The 15,363-nt window shown below is 40.3% G+C and carries 19 protein-coding genes; 9 read left to right on the top strand and 10 right to left on the bottom strand.

The genetic code is table 11. From position 1 onward, the window contains the following. Positions 1–58: 58 nt before the first annotated feature. The 5 genes from spoVIF to QLQ22_RS06250 form a co-directional block, all read right to left on the bottom strand. Positions 59–313, bottom strand: a complete 255-nt coding sequence (gene spoVIF, locus QLQ22_RS06270) for a sporulation-specific transcription regulator SpoVIF (RefSeq protein ID WP_223440464.1) — start codon at positions 311–313, stop codon at positions 59–61. A gap of 125 nt (positions 314–438) precedes the next feature. Further along, positions 439–576, bottom strand: a complete 138-nt coding sequence (locus QLQ22_RS06265) for a YjcZ family sporulation protein (protein ID WP_223440462.1) — start codon at positions 574–576, stop codon at positions 439–441. A gap of 92 nt (positions 577–668) precedes the next feature. Then, the gene (locus QLQ22_RS06260; protein WP_223440461.1) at positions 669–884 is read right to left on the bottom strand and encodes a hypothetical protein; all 216 of its coding nucleotides are present in this window, start codon (positions 882–884) and stop codon (positions 669–671) included. Positions 885–1,024: 140 nt separating this feature from the next. After that, entirely contained in the window at positions 1,025–1,168 is a 144-nt protein-coding gene (locus QLQ22_RS06255) for a hypothetical protein (protein ID WP_223440460.1), read from the bottom strand. Between the two features lie 118 nt (positions 1,169–1,286). Then, entirely contained in the window at positions 1,287–1,610 is a 324-nt protein-coding gene (locus tag QLQ22_RS06250) for a hypothetical protein (protein ID WP_284016227.1), read from the bottom strand. Positions 1,611–1,822: 212 nt separating this feature from the next. Between QLQ22_RS06250 and QLQ22_RS06245 the strand changes: the two genes are divergently transcribed. Together QLQ22_RS06245 and QLQ22_RS06240 are read left to right on the top strand one after the other, a co-directional pair. Continuing rightward, complete coding sequence (locus QLQ22_RS06245; RefSeq protein WP_223440458.1) at positions 1,823–2,527, top strand: BMQ_0737 family morphogenetic spore coat protein; 705 nt, start codon at positions 1,823–1,825, stop codon at positions 2,525–2,527. 126 nt (positions 2,528–2,653) lie between these two features. Then, positions 2,654–3,451 carry a hypothetical protein gene (locus QLQ22_RS06240; RefSeq protein WP_223440457.1) on the top strand — a complete coding sequence of 266 codons (798 nt, stop codon included), beginning with the start codon at positions 2,654–2,656 and terminating at the stop codon, positions 3,449–3,451. 255 nt (positions 3,452–3,706) lie between these two features. Here QLQ22_RS06240 and QLQ22_RS06235 read toward each other — a convergent pair whose 3' ends face one another. Next, positions 3,707–4,057, bottom strand: a complete 351-nt coding sequence (locus QLQ22_RS06235; RefSeq protein WP_223440456.1) for a DUF1360 domain-containing protein — start codon at positions 4,055–4,057, stop codon at positions 3,707–3,709. 152 nt (positions 4,058–4,209) lie between these two features. Between QLQ22_RS06235 and QLQ22_RS06230 the strand changes: the two genes are divergently transcribed. Both QLQ22_RS06230 and QLQ22_RS06225 read left to right on the top strand, forming a co-directional pair. After that, a complete protein-coding gene (locus QLQ22_RS06230; protein WP_223440455.1) occupies positions 4,210–4,485 on the top strand; it encodes a hypothetical protein in 276 nt (91 codons plus the stop codon). 45 nt (positions 4,486–4,530) lie between these two features. Beyond that, on the top strand, positions 4,531–5,319 hold the full coding sequence (locus QLQ22_RS06225) for a HipA family kinase (RefSeq protein WP_284016226.1): 789 nt from the start codon (positions 4,531–4,533) through the stop codon (positions 5,317–5,319). A 145-nt stretch (positions 5,320–5,464) separates the two neighbouring features. Here the strand turns inward: QLQ22_RS06225 and QLQ22_RS06220 are convergent, their stop codons facing one another. After that, positions 5,465–6,550 carry a glycosyltransferase gene (locus QLQ22_RS06220; protein ID WP_223440452.1) on the bottom strand — a complete coding sequence of 362 codons (1,086 nt, stop codon included), beginning with the start codon at positions 6,548–6,550 and terminating at the stop codon, positions 5,465–5,467. A gap of 216 nt (positions 6,551–6,766) precedes the next feature. Between QLQ22_RS06220 and QLQ22_RS06215 the strand changes: the two genes are divergently transcribed. Genes QLQ22_RS06215 through QLQ22_RS06205 form a run of 3 tightly spaced genes read left to right on the top strand, consistent with a single transcriptional unit; the run spans position 6,767 to position 10,133 of the window. After that, positions 6,767–8,053 (top strand): UDP-glucose dehydrogenase family protein, encoded by a 1,287-nt coding sequence (locus QLQ22_RS06215; protein WP_252208242.1) that lies wholly within the window; start codon positions 6,767–6,769, stop codon positions 8,051–8,053. Further along, positions 8,050–9,006, top strand: a complete 957-nt coding sequence (locus QLQ22_RS06210) for an NAD-dependent epimerase/dehydratase family protein (protein ID WP_284016225.1) — start codon at positions 8,050–8,052, stop codon at positions 9,004–9,006. Before QLQ22_RS06215 ends, QLQ22_RS06210 begins: the two co-directional genes overlap by 4 nt. Continuing rightward, positions 9,003–10,133 (top strand): glycosyltransferase family 4 protein, encoded by a 1,131-nt coding sequence (locus QLQ22_RS06205; protein WP_223440449.1) that lies wholly within the window; start codon positions 9,003–9,005, stop codon positions 10,131–10,133. The genes QLQ22_RS06210 and QLQ22_RS06205 overlap by 4 nt, the downstream gene beginning before the upstream one ends. A gap of 98 nt (positions 10,134–10,231) precedes the next feature. Here QLQ22_RS06205 and QLQ22_RS06200 read toward each other — a convergent pair whose 3' ends face one another. From QLQ22_RS06200 to QLQ22_RS06190, 3 genes are read right to left on the bottom strand one after another with little or no spacing between them, the layout of a single operon-like run. Beyond that, positions 10,232–10,927, bottom strand: a complete 696-nt coding sequence (locus QLQ22_RS06200; RefSeq protein WP_284016224.1) for a hypothetical protein — start codon at positions 10,925–10,927, stop codon at positions 10,232–10,234. Positions 10,928–10,942: 15 nt separating this feature from the next. After that, entirely contained in the window at positions 10,943–12,010 is a 1,068-nt protein-coding gene (locus tag QLQ22_RS06195; RefSeq protein ID WP_420828859.1) for a CotS family spore coat protein, read from the bottom strand. Between the two features lie 48 nt (positions 12,011–12,058). Further along, on the bottom strand, positions 12,059–13,192 hold the full coding sequence (locus QLQ22_RS06190) for a glycosyltransferase family 4 protein (protein ID WP_223440446.1): 1,134 nt from the start codon (positions 13,190–13,192) through the stop codon (positions 12,059–12,061). Between the two features lie 685 nt (positions 13,193–13,877). On the opposite strand from QLQ22_RS06190, the gene QLQ22_RS06185 reads away from it, so the two are divergent. Both QLQ22_RS06185 and QLQ22_RS06180 read left to right on the top strand, forming a co-directional pair. Beyond that, complete coding sequence (locus tag QLQ22_RS06185) at positions 13,878–14,945, top strand: spore coat kinase CotI (protein ID WP_223443214.1); 1,068 nt, start codon at positions 13,878–13,880, stop codon at positions 14,943–14,945. Positions 14,946–15,129: 184 nt separating this feature from the next. Beyond that, positions 15,130–15,363, top strand: a complete 234-nt coding sequence (locus tag QLQ22_RS06180) for a spore coat associated protein CotJA (protein ID WP_223440444.1) — start codon at positions 15,130–15,132, stop codon at positions 15,361–15,363.

Below are 15,363 nucleotides of genomic sequence, written 5' to 3'. Positions count from 1 at the left end.
ATTCTTTCAGCCAACCCGCTAATGGAACGGCCTCTCCAGATTTGGAGAGGCCGTTTTCTTATTTCTTATTAATCATCTTAGAAATTGTTCCAAAGTCCAGCTTCTCTTTTCCATTCACAATGCTGTTTACGATTTTGTCTTCCATTTCTTTATTAACTGGTTTATTAGCAATTTGAGAGACGCGGCGAATGACGCTGCGGACGGTTTGTTCATCTTGGAAATTGGCATTTTGAAGGGAGTTTGCAAGATCCAATACTTCCTTCATATTGACGCCTGTTTTCTTTTCAAGATTTTTAAAGAAGTGATTATCCATGTTTGTTGCCTCCTTTACGATGATATATCCTATGAAGCTCTGTATCTGATGTGCTTATCTTTTTTAAAATAGGAAAGTACGGACAATAATGCCCGTACTTCCCTTTTTATCACGTTTAGAATTGCTTAGCAGTGGAAGAAAGAAGTACCTACGATGATCAATAAGATGAACAACACTACGATTAAAACGAATGTTGAACCGTAGTATCCTCCGCCTTGGTAACCTCCGCCGTAGCCACATCCGCCATAGTATCCGTAACCCATATCTTAGCCACCTCCTTCTATCTTTCGTCTATACAGCATATGACAGTGATACAGTTTTGGTTGGACAAATTGAGCAGGTCAAGTGCGGAAATTTAAGACTTTAGGTGCTTTTCCTGAGCTGTCATCCATCTCTCTGCTTCATTTGCCATCTGTTCCATGCGTTTTTCAAAGCAGCCTGCAGATTTTTCAAGATCTAATAGATCCTTTTCCTTCTGGTTCATCCATTTTGAATGCTTTACCTGGTTCTCATCATGGCGGCCATACATCCCATCAAGAAACTTTTCGAATTTCCCGCTAATCTTTCCCAAATCACTCACCTCATCTATTAACCTATTCAGGATTTAAAGGATTTGTTTTTGGTTTACAAGCCGCTTGCCTGCAGAGTGCTTAAGATTTATTCCAGAAAATAAAAATCCTCTGCAAAATGCAGAGGACTTTTATCATTTATTTAATCTCTGACAATCATCTTCTTCTTGCCGCAGCCGCAGCCTGTTTTCTTCATGCTGCCATAAGTCTGCTGATTATAGTGGGAAGAGCCATAAAAGACGGCTGAATTTGATTTTGGCGCTTTCGTTGCTTTTTTATTTAGCATGATAATCCTCCCTTACGTTTCTTGCTTATAATCTATGTCACAAACCATCCCTTTGACTTCAGCAAAAGAACTAAAATTAAAAGCGGGACACCTGGTAAGTCATTTATTTAAGAGTATGTTATTCTTTCGGTTTATCGTCATCTTTTGAAGCTTGATTTTTCAGGTTGCTGATAAACCATGAGTCATAATATTTATCTTCCTGCGCAGAATCTGTTTTTTCTTTTGCATCTTTAGTTTTTGTAAGCAATTCAAATAGAACGAGATTTTCTCCTTCAAGATGATTGAGTTTTGCCTTTAGTTCTTTATTTTCTCTGCGCAGTTCATTGTAAGAACCATCCTCTTCATAATCCAGCAGCTGGGCCCGCGTATGTGAAAGTTCTCTTTGCAAGTAAGAGATCCGCGCTTTTAGAGCTTTTACGTTTTCTGTCTGTTGATTTGTCACAATCCTCTCTCCCATCCATATATTAAATTATTCCCTTACTACTAAGAGATTCAGCCTTCAGAGGTTTTATGCAGGAAACTGACATTCACCTAAAATTCCGCTCATATCACGGCACACAAATTGGGAAAAAACATACTATACATTAGTCCCGACACCTAATGTATCTGTTCATTAAATTGGACGGGAGAAATTAAGATAGGAGGAAAACAACAGTGAGTCAATCTAGAAAAGAAAAAGTTTGTATTAAGACGCGTAAAGTTTACGACTGGGTTACACGTCCAGTAGAGCTGCCTCTAATCAGTGTGAACGATAATGAATTAGATAAAATATTTGACTGCGACGGCAAAACAGACGATATTTGCAGGTTCTTAAAGAAACAGGGTCATACAAGAGACGTAACAGTAAACTGCTTCCTAAGTGATAAAGACGGTGATCGCATTGATCCAAACGAGAAAAGCAAGTCATTTCTCTGCATGGAGATTTCACCGGTTGACAAACGACAAGATGTAACAGTAAACCTTCCAAACGGGGACGAAGTTACTTTGCAGAAAGTAAAAGTTCTTGTTAAAGGCTTTGTAACAGTTGAACTCTTAGATGCAAATGACATGGTTATTTGTGAATCAAAACCAATTCCGTTTGCTACAGCTCAAACATTCATCCTTTGTGCCCCAGAAGGAACTGAACTTGACTGCCATGTTAACTTCTTTGAGTGCGATGCAACTTTAGTTTGCACAGACGTGTTCTCACAACTTGATGTATCCATTTCATTCTGCTTAGATATCCAAATGGAAGCTGACGTGAAACTAGAAGTTGAAGCTAAAATCTGCAAGCCGCGTGAAGAGTTAACAGAAGCAATCAATGCATGCGACAACAATAAATTCCCGCCGCAATGCCCTGAAATCTTCCCAGTACACTAATTAAACTAAGATGGCTGTTATCACATACAGCCTCTTATTTTTTTGTTTTATATGCAGGTACCAAGAAATGATTTGATGCTTTCCTTCATACATATGCTTTAGGGAGTTCAGAAAGGAGCTGCAAAAATGAAAAAGCAAGAAAAGCCCAATTCCGGTGAGCGCTCTCTTCAGCTGCAGCAGCAAATTCTGCATTACCGTTCTGAACTAAGCCGTATGCAGCAGCTTGTCAATGATGCAGAAAATCAAGTAAAGAAAGAGCTCATCCGGAATCAGTATTTGCAGGAAAAACTCAACGAAGCACTCCATACCCACACCGATCAGTTTGAAAAAGAGGTGTTTAAGCTTGAGAAAAAAGTGCTCACACTGGAAGTCGCTCTTGAGGAAGAAAAAAAACGGACAGCTGATCTGCGCAAAAAAATACTGATGCAGGAAGATCAGGCAAAACCAGCTGTCATAGAACCGGTTGTGCAAGCAAGCGCCCACTTTCAGGCTTCCATCCTCCTTCCTCAGGAAGAAGATGACAACTTGACTGTATTTGGAGACTTCATCATAAAAAATACCGGCAATCAGCCTCTGCATCAGCCGATTATCTGTATACAAATTACACCGCTTCTCTTTGGATCATTAAGCGGAAAAATCATCCTGCAGCGAAAAATGGATGATACAAAAGTTTACGAAGATGCTGCAAATAATCATTGGAAACACGTCCATGAAAATTGGCGTGAGCGAATCCGCAGCGACAATCAATACTGGCTCCAGCCTTTAAGCGATGCACCAATTAAACCAAATGATCATCTAGTTTTCTCAAGTTTCGAAATATCCTTCCCAAAACCAGACAGCCGTCCCATAACCGTAAATGGCTTTGTTTACACCAAAGAACTGCAGAGAGGAGTGCCCTCGTTAAACAAAATTTCGATTCAATAAAGAAAAGCGGAGCCGACTGATCAGACTCGGGCAGACAGATAAGAATTCACCCGAAAAGTCCATGTTTGACTTTTTGGGGGAATTTGTTCTGGCCGAGGGGCTAGGAGGCGGAGCTGGACAATAAAGAAAAGCGGAGCCGCCCGTTTAGCGCAGGAAGACAGATAAGGACCAGACAGGAAAAATACTCTTTTTAGCCCGCCCCAAGGATTATGTGCAAAGAATACAAAAAAGAGTCTAGCGGCATAGACTCTTTTTTTAGAAGATTAATTTTTCAATGATAGATTCAAGAATCGCTGCACAGCCTGCGATCGCCAGTATGAGTATTAGCGGAGAGGCGAGGTCCTGCATGTTAATGAAAATAATATACAGAAAGGCAGAAGTCCAAATACCCGTGCACCAGTAACAGCTGAGCAATTCGCCGATCCACCTCTGCAGCCCCTCTCCCTTTATTTCAATATAGGAAAATTTGCTTCCATCCGGTAAAACTTCTTCTGCTTCCTTATGAAAGGGCCTTCTGATAAAAGCTGTTATTTTATCATAAACAAGCAATCTGGTAAGCCTGAAGCTCGCTAAAAACAGTAAGATAAAGTCGATCCATCCAATCATATATTTCTCCTTCTCTGCATTGAATAATGATACATTTTATGAAAGGTCAGGGTGTTTATGACTGAAGTTCGCGTTTACTGGTTAAATATCCATACTTTCTGGGGAGGTGTTACATATACTGTTTAATAAATGAAGCATCGAAGGAGGATATTATGAGAAAAGTAATCTTTTTTAACTTTGAAGAATCAAATAATATAAAACAAAAATTGGCCGGATTAACAGAGGGAGATGAAGTAAATGTTCATCTCGGGGAAAAAATTCATTATGAAGCTGCCTTCAAATCATACAATTCAAAAGATGAAACAGCAGCTTTTATCATCGACCGTTTTTATGAAAATGGAGGAGAACTCGTTACTTTCCATTTAGATGAAATTACTGGACTTGAGCTTCCGCTCAGTGAAGATGCTGTTGAAGGAGAGGATGAGTAAATAGCTGTAGATAAAAGCTCTACCTAGTATGAGGGGGATGGATTCTTGTCAGATAAAGAGATCATGCCAGTACAATACTTAAAAACATTGGAAGGAAATTATGCCCAGCTGTTTTTATTCAGTGATGGGAATCATTATGTGGTTAAATTTCATATGGTGAGGAAATACCGCAAACGGGAAATCGTAAATGAATGGCTTACAGCAAAGCTTGCCCATCTTCTTGATTTGCCTGGTTTGCCTATTAAGGTTGTTCATATTCCTGAAGACTCTCTGGCAGATATACCTCCATACCGCTATTCCTCATATAAGCCAGGTAATCATGTGGCTTTTCCATATCTGACAAATGTAAAATCTTATGCAGAGCTTGCGATGCCTCCGCAAAAAGAAAACCTGGTAAATATGAAGGACCTGGCGGGAATGCTCGTGTTTGATCAGTGGGTGAACAACAATGACCGCAGCCGGACAAATATACTGTTTGAAGAAAAAGAAAACGGAACCTATTTCTTCTGGATGATTGATCATGGCAGATGTTTTCCGGGCATGTATGAATGGAATGAAGAAACCCTTTCTAAAGAGCCTGTTTACCGCGTTAACATGCCTGTATACAAATGGGCTAGTTCTCTTCTTAAGGATCCCTTTTTGCTTTATGATTTCAGTGAAAAAATGAGAAATGTAAAGCAAGAGGAAATTTGGGAAATTCTCGCAGAAATCCCATCAGATTGGAATGTCACGAAGCAGGAAAAAGAGAAGCTGCTTGCCTTTTTAAAAAGAGAGGGATTGCATGAGGTTCCTCAGCTTATCATGGATGCAAACAGCAATTACTTTGGCACCTAGTCAGGTGTTTTTTTATTGGGTAAGAAAGATAGCCGCACTCGGCGCCATAATCCTCAGACTGAATGGATCCTCCATGCCTGCGCTTGCCAAGGCACTTGGGCTTTTCTTAACGGCAGCAGAAAAAAACGCAGATTTCTCTCTGCGTTTATTTCCAATTCCTCTTAAGAAATTTTTCATACATTTCATGCTGCTTAATCAGCTGTTTTTTCAAGTCGAATTGTTCTTCAATCACATGTCTTGCAGCATGGGTATAGTCACTCCATGTTTCTTGTGAACGGAGGAATGATTCAATTCCGTCCGAGAGCTGCTGAACATTTCTTTCTTCAATTAAATAGCCTGTGCGAAGATGAGAGATTAGCTCAGGTATTCCTGCATGCCTGGTTGATATCACTGGCAGACCAATCGCCATCGCTTCTTTAATAGCATTTGGAATGCCTTCCACATCTCCGTTTTGGGCTATTTCACTCGGCAAACAAAAGAGGTGTGCTTTTTTCAGTTCTTCAGCTATATCAAACAAGCTCATTTTTCCTAATAAAAACACAGCATCCGTTAGATGCAGTTCCCCGATCAGCGCTTCGAGATTAGCTCTCTCCTTTCCTCCTCCGATGATTTTAAGCTTAATATTCGGATATGTTTCATGGACCGACTTAAAAGCTCGTATCAGTATATCATGCCCCTTTTTTTGAACCAGTCTTCCGACTGAAATGATGACAAATTCCCCATCAGCAGGTTTGCGTCGTTCTTGAAATGGAAAAACATCCAGGTCAATTCCTCCATACAGAACATTTATTTTGCTGCTTGGAACCCCAAGCTTCAGAAGCTCATTTCCAAGATATTCACAAACCGGCACGAATAAACTGTCATGATTGACAATTGAACGGTAGCGCGAAAAGTTTCTATTATACAGCGCTTCGCTTTGTGCTGAACCGTCAGAACCGCGGATGCTGACTATAAATGGAAGGTTATGCTGCATAGCAAGCGGAAAGACATCAACGGCATGCTTGCCATGATGTGCATGAATGGCTGCTACCCTCTGTTCTTTAAAAAAGGCATTCAGATCCGGAATCTCATTTATATTATAAAAAGAATCTAAGGGGAAATCCGTGTCCTGCTTCCTTTGAAATGGACCGATTACAATAGTGCGGTACTGCCCTTGATAAACCATTTGATTATATATAAAGCGCTGATTGATTTTCACATCTTCCATTAAATAATGCGCAATTGTTTCCATCTGAGAAGATTCACTCCTCTGCTCAAGGTAAAGATAAGAATTCTTCTACCTCACCGCTCTTCATTTTTTTATGTTGTAGCCTATTCACAAGATGCCCTGAATGTAATTTGTCCCTGTGAAAAGGCCCTTTTATGAGTTTTTTCTCATCAGCTGTAACCTTTCATGCTTGTTTCATAATAGGCTATGGGAGATGGTGTTTAGAAAGGGGTTTCTACTATGAATGTTTGCGTGATTGGCGCTGGCTATGTTGGCTTAACAACTGCAGCAGTTCTCTCAGATCTTGGTCATCACGTTACATGCATCGATCAGGACACTGATAAGATTGCATCGTTGCAGAACGGCTCTATTCCAATTTTTGAACCTGATTTAGAAGATTGCGTCCAGAAAAATAAAAGCAGGCTCCGCTTTACTGACGATCTTTCATCAGGCTTAAGCAATACAGAAATCATTATTATGGCAGTAGGAACACCGTCCCTGCCGGATGGCAGCTCTAATTTAAGCTTTCTTTATAAAGCGATGATTGATGTGATGGACCATCTCGCTTCCTATAAAATAATCATGATAAAAAGTACAGTTCCTCCGGGCACCAATGCCGCAATCCTGAAATTTCTGAAAGAAAAAGGATATCAGCCTTCCCTATTTGATCTTGTTTCAAATCCGGAATTTTTGAGGGAAGGATCAGCTCTTCATGATATGAAGTTTCCTGATCGGATCGTTTATGGCTTAGCGGAAGAAAACGAGGATTTACTTGGTAAATTAAATGAACTCTATAAAGGAATTGAAGCGCCCGTCATCGTAACAAATTATGCTGGAGCAGAATTAATTAAATATGCTTCTAATGCATTTTTAGCTGCTAAAATCAGTTTTATAAATGAAGTCGCCCGGGTTTGTGAACTTTTTGGCGCGGATGTAACACATGTAGCTAAAGGGATCGGCCTGGATGCGCGAATTGGCCATTCTTTTTTGCAGGCAGGCATTGGGTACGGAGGCTCCTGTTTTCCAAAAGACTTAAAAGCGTTAAGCTTTACTGCTAAAGATAACGGGCTGCAGCCGCTCATACTGGATGCTGTTCAATCTGTAAATGCCACACAAATCAACGTCTATTTTGAGAAAATAAAAGCTTTGTTTCCGGCTCTGTCCTCTATGAAAATTGCCGTTCTTGGCATTTCTTTTAAGCCAAATACAGATGATATCCGGGAATCCCCAGCTGTTGCATTCATTAAAAAACTGCATGAATATGGATGTACAGTGTCTGCTTATGATCCCAAAGCAGCTTTGCCAAAAGAGCTCAGTATGGTTGAGCAGACTGAGACTCCTTATGAAGCTATTCTGAATGCAGATTTAATTGTTGTCGCTACGGATTGGAAGCAAATCATCGGCCTCGACTGGAAGCAGGTACGGCATATTATGAAAGGCAAAGCAGTAATCGATGCAAGAAATTGTCTTAATCCTGCTCTCATCAGGAATGCTGATTTAGATTATATTGGAGTTGGCCGACTATGAGAATTATTGTGACAGGATGCGCTGGATTTATTGGCTCTCATTTATGCGAAAAGCTGCTGGAACAAGAAGAAAATACAGTTATCGGGATTGATTGCTTTATCGGTCCCACACCAGGCTCTTTGAAAGATTTAAACGTATCTAATCTGCTGCCTCATCCTCGCTTTAAGCTGATTAAAGAATCAATCATGAATATTGACTGTGCCGACCTCCTGAAAAAAGCAGATATCGTCTATCACCTTGCAGGTATTCCTGGAGTAAGAGCAAGCTGGGGAAGGGATTTTTTCCCTTATACTGAAAATAATATCCTTGCTACACAGCGTTTATTGGAGGCTGCTAAGTCTGTAAGTCTCAAAAAGTTCATCTATGCTTCCACCTCGTCTATTTATGGATACAAACATGGAATGGTCTCTGAAGATGCGATGCCCGATCCGCTCTCGCCTTATGGGGTAACAAAGCTTGCAGGCGAGCATTTATGCTCCGTTTATCATCAGAACTTTAATGTTCCTGTTACGATTTTGCGCTATTTTACCGTGTACGGTCCAAGACAGCGGCCGGACATGGCCTTTCACCGCTTCTTTAAACAAATTCTAACGGATCAGCCGCTCACTCTATTTGGCGACGGCACTCAATCCCGTGATTTCACGTACATTGATGATTGCGTTAAAGGAACAGCCGCTGTCATGAACGCAGAGAATACCATCGGAAAAATTTTTAACATCGGCGGAAAGGAAAGAGCAGCCATTCATGAAATCATAAGTGAAATGGAAAAAATTACAGGAAAGAAAGCTGTCATTCGGTATTTAGATGCAGCTATCGGAGAACCGAAACACACTCATGCAGATATCTCTCACGCAGCGAGGGTGTTAGGCTATTCACCTGATATTTCCCTTAGCGAAGGGCTTATAAAAGAATTTAACTATATGAAGGTCATTTTAAAAGGAGAATCGCCATGAATCTCGCTTTTATCTGCACGGAAAAACTCCCCGCACCAGCTGTGAAAGGAGGTGCCATTCAGCTTATGCTGGACGGCATCTCCCCTTATTTCAGCCAAAAGTACAGCGTCACAATTTATTCGATTACAGACCCTCTTCTACCTGCTGAAAATACTGAAAATGGCATTTCATATATTCGTTTTCCAAGGTCATCCTTTCATGAGGAGACAGCACATAATCTAAAGGAAAAATCTTTTACACATATTCATGTTTTTAATCGCCCGAACGAAATTTGGAGATATAAACAGGCTTCCCCAGACAGCAAACTGATTCTCAGCCTGCATAACGATATGTTCTCAACGAGAAAACTAAAACCCAATCAGGCATTGACAGCCATTCAAGACTGCGATGCAATCACAACAGTGAGTGAATACATTAAACGCACTGTCACTGTCCGCTATCCGGAGGCAGAAGAAAAAACTCATGTTGTATACTCTGGTGTTGATTTTTCAAAGTTTTATCCAAGCGGGTCTCCTGAAGGCATCAAAATTAAGGATTTATGGAGGAATAAGTACGGACTGCAAAATAAAAAAGTGATCCTTTTTATCGGCAGATTAAGCCGGACTAAGGGACCCCACCTTTTAATAAGAGCGATGGAGGAAGTCATTAAAGAGCACCCTGACGCCGTTTTGGTCATTGTCGGAGGAAAATGGTTCAGTGAAAATGGAATAAATGAATATGTTCAGTACTTATACGATGAATCAGAGTCTTTAAAAAAACATATCCTATTTACAAAATATATACCTTCTGAAGAAATACCAAATGTACTTCTCATGGGAGATATGCTCGTATGCAGCTCGCAATGGCATGAACCTTTGGCGAGAATTCATTACGAGGCCATGGCAGCCGGTCTTCCAATCATAACGACAGATCGAGGAGGAAATTCAGAAGTCATTATCGATGAAATGAATGGCTATGTTATCAAAGAGTATGATCAGCCAAAGGCATTTGCAGCACATATCTCAGATTTGCTTACGAGCACTGCACTCTCTGCAGCTCTGGGGAAGAATGGCCGCCTTTATGCTGAAATGAATTTTTCATTTTTAAAGACAGCAGAAAAATTGGAGCAAATCTATTTAAATGCTTAAAAGAACCGGCTGAATGGCTGGTTCTTTTCATTTAGGGACGGCTTATTAATCTAATAATAAAAAAGATATCAGCTAGCTGATATCCAAACTTCATTGTTTTAATCTAAAAATATGATTCTGTTTTTGCGCGTCGAAGACACTGATTTTGATTTTCTTGAGGAAAAGCGAAGCGCTGTTCGATCTTGATTTTTGCTTGATTGATTGGAATCCGAGTTGACTCCATTAAATATATCAATTAATTTGTCATAGCTGTAAACTTGTTTATCTCTGCTTCCGGCAACTTTTAAAGATTCGGTTAATGACGGTTCTGATGCCTCCGCCTGCTGTTCTTGTTTCGTTTCAAGCCTAGCTGCAGGGAGCATTTCTTCAGCTTCAGCTAATGCAGCAGGCTCTTGCACCTCTAATTTCGGCATCTCAGCTGCAGGCTCAGATGCAATCTGCTGTTTTTTCACCTTCTTAGACTTTTTCCCTTTTTTTACTGCAGGTTCTTCTGCTGTCTCTAGTATTTCTTGAACCGGCAGTTGAACGATTTCCTGCACCTCTTCGTTCAATGGCTCTACATTCAGATTAGTTACTTGGAGCTTCCGTTTCTTAATTGGCAGTTCAACCAGCTCTATATTTCCAGTTGCAGGCTCTTCATGCCGTACTTTATACTTTGACAAGAAAGTCTCTGGATCTTCAAGCATCGTTTCATATTCAGCTGAGCTCCATCCCATCGGACCAGGAGGAGAAAATGAAAAGTTCACTAGTTCCACTTTTGGAATTTCACTGAATTCAGAGTGATTCATACTCATCTTGCTCACCCTCCTTTATGCTTTAATTTTTGAAAATAACCCATCGAAGTCAGTTAAAAATTCATGCTTTGACTGCTCAACAGAAATAATGTTCTGCAGGGCCCATATATATTTCTCATCTGACCAGGATGTTTTTTGACCGAGGAAATACTTATGAACAATCGAACAGTATAAATGAGGAAACTTCAAATCTGTCCATAAAACCCTGTACTGATCTTTTGTAAGAGGATTTATTTTGTCATATGTTCTTAATAGCTCAATGACAAGCTCAGTATCCCAGACTGACATTTTTTTCAGCACTTTATTTAAAATAACCCGTAAGTCCCTTGATGGAAGATCGGATGTAATCGAATGCAGTTCTTTCATAGCAAGCCCCTCTTCCGTCTCAATAAAACGGGCAAGGGTAAAATCCTGCTGGCAAAACATTCTGGATTCAAGGCATTCCAGAGACCATTTCTCATAATGCCCTTCATCAAGTTCCAGAAGAGCCTGCTTGCCGCGGAGAATCATTTCATCAATTGATTCAATCACCATTTTTGAGAAGGGATCCTGAAGCCATGTTTGTTCTGCATCAGGTTCGATGACAGCCGGAGCTGGAAGATTGTTTTCTTTATCCGATTTTATAGCGAGCATTTTATTTCCTTCAAGTTCCTGCAGCTTCCATCTGAATAATTTATGCCATTTGCCGAGACGGCTTCTTTTTTTGCTCATTTCATCCGGCATATAGCCTGCTGAGGTTTGATGGAACTTTCCAATGAACTCCATGATTTGAAGCATTTGTTTTTTATCATAATAGAGCACTTCTTTTCCTTCCTGCAAATCATACAGGACATATGCTGAATTATCAGCTCCGACACAGATTGCTCCTGCTTTTGTGCGGTGTATGCCTGCAATCGGCAGACCATTGTCCTGCAGATGCTCATGTCCTTCTGCAATCAGAAGCATCCTTGCAGGCTTCATGACAACTCTCTTTAAAATCTTCACACCCTGACCCGTCTCTACTTTCCAAGTCGTACGCCCGCTTTTGTTGGTTAAAAGGGTTATCGACTGCACATCAAAAGGGTACAAGTTTAGGATATTCATTTGGAGCTCATACTTGTTTAGTTCTGTATCCAAGATGTTTCACCCTTTCTATCTTCCATTTTCATAAACTCTAAGTAAATTCCCGGCTACTGTGTTCCAGCTGAATTCACGTTCTGCTTTTGATCTTCCGTATCTTCCCATTTCATTACGTTTTCCAGAGCTGTCAAGCAGGGAGTTTATGGCTTCAGCATAAGCAAGAGGTTCTTCAAAATTATTGATAACCTTACCGTTTCTGCCTTCATCAATGACTTCGGGATTACCCCCGCGGTTGCTTGTAATGATTGGAAGACCGCAGGCCATCGCTTCGTAATGAACACGTGCCAGCGGTTCCTGCCATTGCGATGAACATACAAAAATGTCTGACATGGCATACAGAGTGGGTATATTTTTAGGCTGAACGAACTGAATGAATTGAACATTTTCAGGATACATGGCCCCGAGTGTATATAAATGTCTGACATAGTTGTTGACTTCATTGTCGCCAAACCATTTCGAGCCAATGAAAACCATAACAGCATCAGGATGTTTTTCAAGGATCTTAGGCATTGCCTGCAGGAGGATATGAGGCCCCTTTACCTTACTTAAACGTCCTACAAATAAAATGATTTTCTGATTCTTCAGATTTAATTCAGAACGCACTTTTTCCTTGAGCCTTCTGCCTTCCTGCGTCCAGTCGGGAAAATAAGTCTGCAGGTCTACACCTGAATAAACGGTTTTTACCTTCCCTTTTGCTTCAGGGAATCTGTCTGTAATGGTACGGCCAATATAATCACTGACCGTTACGATTTGAGCAACGGCTGCAATACAGGCTCTGCCCTCTTCATCCGTCATTTTTTCTACCGCGAACATCTCATTGTGAACACTTAAAATCCATTTCGTATTCGGCGACTGGGCATGCAGGGCAGGAATCCAGGCTGGTCTGTTGCACAGGTGAACCACATCGTACTTTGTATTCTTTAAATGATCCCCGAGAAAAGACAGATATTCGCTTTGTGCAAAACGTATATAATGAACACCATTTCTCGTTTCATTTTCAGGAAGATCTGGATGCTGAATTGAAAGGATTGTCACTTCATGTTTTTGTGCAATAAGCGGGGCAATGGAATCCAGATAGATCTGGATGGCTCCTCCTTTAATTGCGGGAACAGGGAGTTTTTCAGTCGCTATTAATGCAATCTTCATACGTTACCTCCATTCGTCTAGTAAGCCCTTATCTTAAAATACGAAAAAACTGGGAGTATGTGCTATTCTTCATGTAACATTTTCAAAAAAGGCGATATGATTATTTTTTAATCTTTTTTCAGACGGCGGCATTTATCCTAGGACAAAAAACAACCTTTTCTCATAATCTATGAAGTAAAAGGATGGGATGGTGACCATATTGGAAGAAAACGCAAACACAGGATCCTTTCATGCTTCAGTAAAGGATACGGTAAATATTTTTTCACTTATTGATCAAAAAAAAGCTGCTGACAATGCACCTAATCAATCAATAGAAGCACCAAAGCAAACAATAGAAACAGATTCAGCTGAACAAGTCGTGCTAAGCTCAAGAAGGCGCCAAAAAAGCAGGAACAATTCAAAGAAAAAACATGCTTCTGTCAAATTTTTATCTGAAGCGACGCCAGAACAAAAGCCAGGCAAAAAAGCATTGGAAGAAACTTCGGCAAAAAGAACAGAAAAAGAAACAGCAGCAGAGGAAGAAAACACTGTCTCTGCAAAGCAAAGTGTTCCAAAATCAAAGAAGGAAAAAAAGAAAAAGAAACCGATGTCATCTGAGGCAAAAGCAAGAAAAGAAAAACTAAAAACGACAGATGATTTTATCGCACTTGACCCATTTACTGAAAAAATATTCAAAGAAGCGAAAATGAAAAAAGAGGATCGCAAGGAAGCGAACGAAGAAGAAGAAGTATACGTTCTTACTCCTGAAGAAGAAGCCAAACTTGTTAAGCTTGCGGAATACATTATTCAGAGCTGGGACGTTCAGGTTGACCGGATTGAAGTCATTCAAGGCGGGCAAATGGCACTCGTTTGGAAAATTCACACGAGCAATGGACCGGTCTGTTTAAAGCGGATTCACCGTCCTGAGAAGAAAGCATTATTCTCCATTAATGCACAGAATTACTTAGCCGAAAAAGGCGGCAGAGTACCTGGAATCATCCGTAACATACACAACGATCTCTTTACAAAACAAGGTCCTTTTTTATTCGTTCTTTATGACTGGATTGAAGGCGGCGTATTTGATTTAGCAGTGGATCCTGATTTGGAAGTAGTTATGAAAGGCCTGGCGGAGTTTCATCTTTGGTCTGAAGGTTATCATCCGCCAGAGGGCATTCCTGTGTTTAAAAAGCTCGGACGCTGGCCAAATCACTATATTAAAAGATGTCAGCAAATGGAGTCATGGAAAATCATCGCCCAAAATACTCCAGATAACCCGTTCTCTCAATTGTATCTGCAGGAAATTGACTATTTCATCGAACAGGGACGCCAAACCCTTGACCGTCTGATGAATTCAAAGTATGTCCCTTGGATTGAAGAACAGTCTGCAAATCCAACCCTTTGTCATCAGGATTATGGCGCAGGAAATACTGTGCTTGGGAATGACGGCAAGATTTGGGTCATCGACTTAGATACGGTCTCTTATGATCTTCCTATCCGCGACCTGCGAAAAATGATTATACCTTTACTTGATACAACAGGAGTGTGGGATGAAGCAAGATTCCAATTAATGATGAATGCTTATGAAAGTGTCAATCCTTTAACATCTGAACAAAAAGAAGTGATGTATATCGATATGCTTTTCCCTTATGAAATGTATGATATTGCTCGGGAAAAGTTCGTCAGAAAAACAGATATGTTACCAGAAGAGCTTGCTCAGGCTTTCCAGTATGAAAGAATCAAAGAAGCACATTTAAACAGCTTAATTAATTCATAAAGTTAATCAAAAGATGATTTCAGCTGCTGGCTGCTGTCATCTTTTTTTATTTTAATAAAAGACAAAACCATGCTGAGTTAAACCATTAATCTTGGTACAAATCTATATCCTTCCAAGTCATTCATTATTTAATTACTAAAGGAATACATTCGTAAGAGACTAAAATAATGAGAGGTGTAAGAAAATGAAAAATCAGGAATCTTTCTCCACGGTTAAATCCTATATTCCTTTTCACAGCCAATTCGATCCCTGTCCGCCGATCGGCAAAAAATACTACTCGACCCCCCCAAACTTATATCTGGGATTTCAGCCGCCCAATCTTCCTCAATTCTCCCCATATGAAGCCTTAAAAAAAGGTACATTATGGCCTGTTTTTTATGATTATTATGAAAATCCATATAAAAAAGGAGGAAGCTGA

The sequence above is a fragment of the Metabacillus hrfriensis genome (assembly GCF_030127205.1).
GTDB lineage: Bacteria > Bacillota > Bacilli > Bacillales > Bacillaceae > Bacillus_P > Bacillus_P dongyingensis.
This window is presented reverse-complemented; position numbering and strand designations above follow the sequence as displayed.

What these genes read in the sequence shown, in the direction of transcription:
- spoVIF (WP_223440464.1), bottom strand. Translation starts at nt 313, where the DNA reads ATGGATAATCACTTCTTTAAAAATCTTGAAAAGAAAACAGGCGTCAAT.
- QLQ22_RS06265 (WP_223440462.1), bottom strand. Translation starts at nt 576, where the DNA reads ATGGGTTACGGATACTATGGCGGATGTGGCTACGGCGGAGGTTACCAA.
- QLQ22_RS06255 (WP_223440460.1), bottom strand. Translation starts at nt 1,168, where the DNA reads ATGCTAAATAAAAAAGCAACGAAAGCGCCAAAATCAAATTCAGCCGTC.
- QLQ22_RS06240 (WP_223440457.1), top strand. Translation starts at nt 2,654, where the DNA reads ATGAAAAAGCAAGAAAAGCCCAATTCCGGTGAGCGCTCTCTTCAGCTG.
- QLQ22_RS06235 (WP_223440456.1), bottom strand. Translation starts at nt 4,057, where the DNA reads ATGATTGGATGGATCGACTTTATCTTACTGTTTTTAGCGAGCTTCAGG.
- QLQ22_RS06230 (WP_223440455.1), top strand. Translation starts at nt 4,210, where the DNA reads ATGAGAAAAGTAATCTTTTTTAACTTTGAAGAATCAAATAATATAAAA.
- QLQ22_RS06220 (WP_223440452.1), bottom strand. Translation starts at nt 6,550, where the DNA reads ATGGAAACAATTGCGCATTATTTAATGGAAGATGTGAAAATCAATCAG.
- QLQ22_RS06215 (WP_252208242.1), top strand. Translation starts at nt 6,767, where the DNA reads ATGAATGTTTGCGTGATTGGCGCTGGCTATGTTGGCTTAACAACTGCA.
- QLQ22_RS06210 (WP_284016225.1), top strand. Translation starts at nt 8,050, where the DNA reads ATGAGAATTATTGTGACAGGATGCGCTGGATTTATTGGCTCTCATTTA.
- QLQ22_RS06205 (WP_223440449.1), top strand. Translation starts at nt 9,003, where the DNA reads ATGAATCTCGCTTTTATCTGCACGGAAAAACTCCCCGCACCAGCTGTG.
- QLQ22_RS06200 (WP_284016224.1), bottom strand. Translation starts at nt 10,927, where the DNA reads ATGAGTATGAATCACTCTGAATTCAGTGAAATTCCAAAAGTGGAACTA.
- QLQ22_RS06195 (WP_420828859.1), bottom strand. Translation starts at nt 12,010, where the DNA reads ATGAATATCCTAAACTTGTACCCTTTTGATGTGCAGTCGATAACCCTT.
- QLQ22_RS06190 (WP_223440446.1), bottom strand. Translation starts at nt 13,192, where the DNA reads ATGAAGATTGCATTAATAGCGACTGAAAAACTCCCTGTTCCCGCAATT.
- QLQ22_RS06185 (WP_223443214.1), top strand. Translation starts at nt 13,878, where the DNA reads ATGAAAAAAGAGGATCGCAAGGAAGCGAACGAAGAAGAAGAAGTATAC.
- QLQ22_RS06180 (WP_223440444.1), top strand. Translation starts at nt 15,130, where the DNA reads ATGAAAAATCAGGAATCTTTCTCCACGGTTAAATCCTATATTCCTTTT.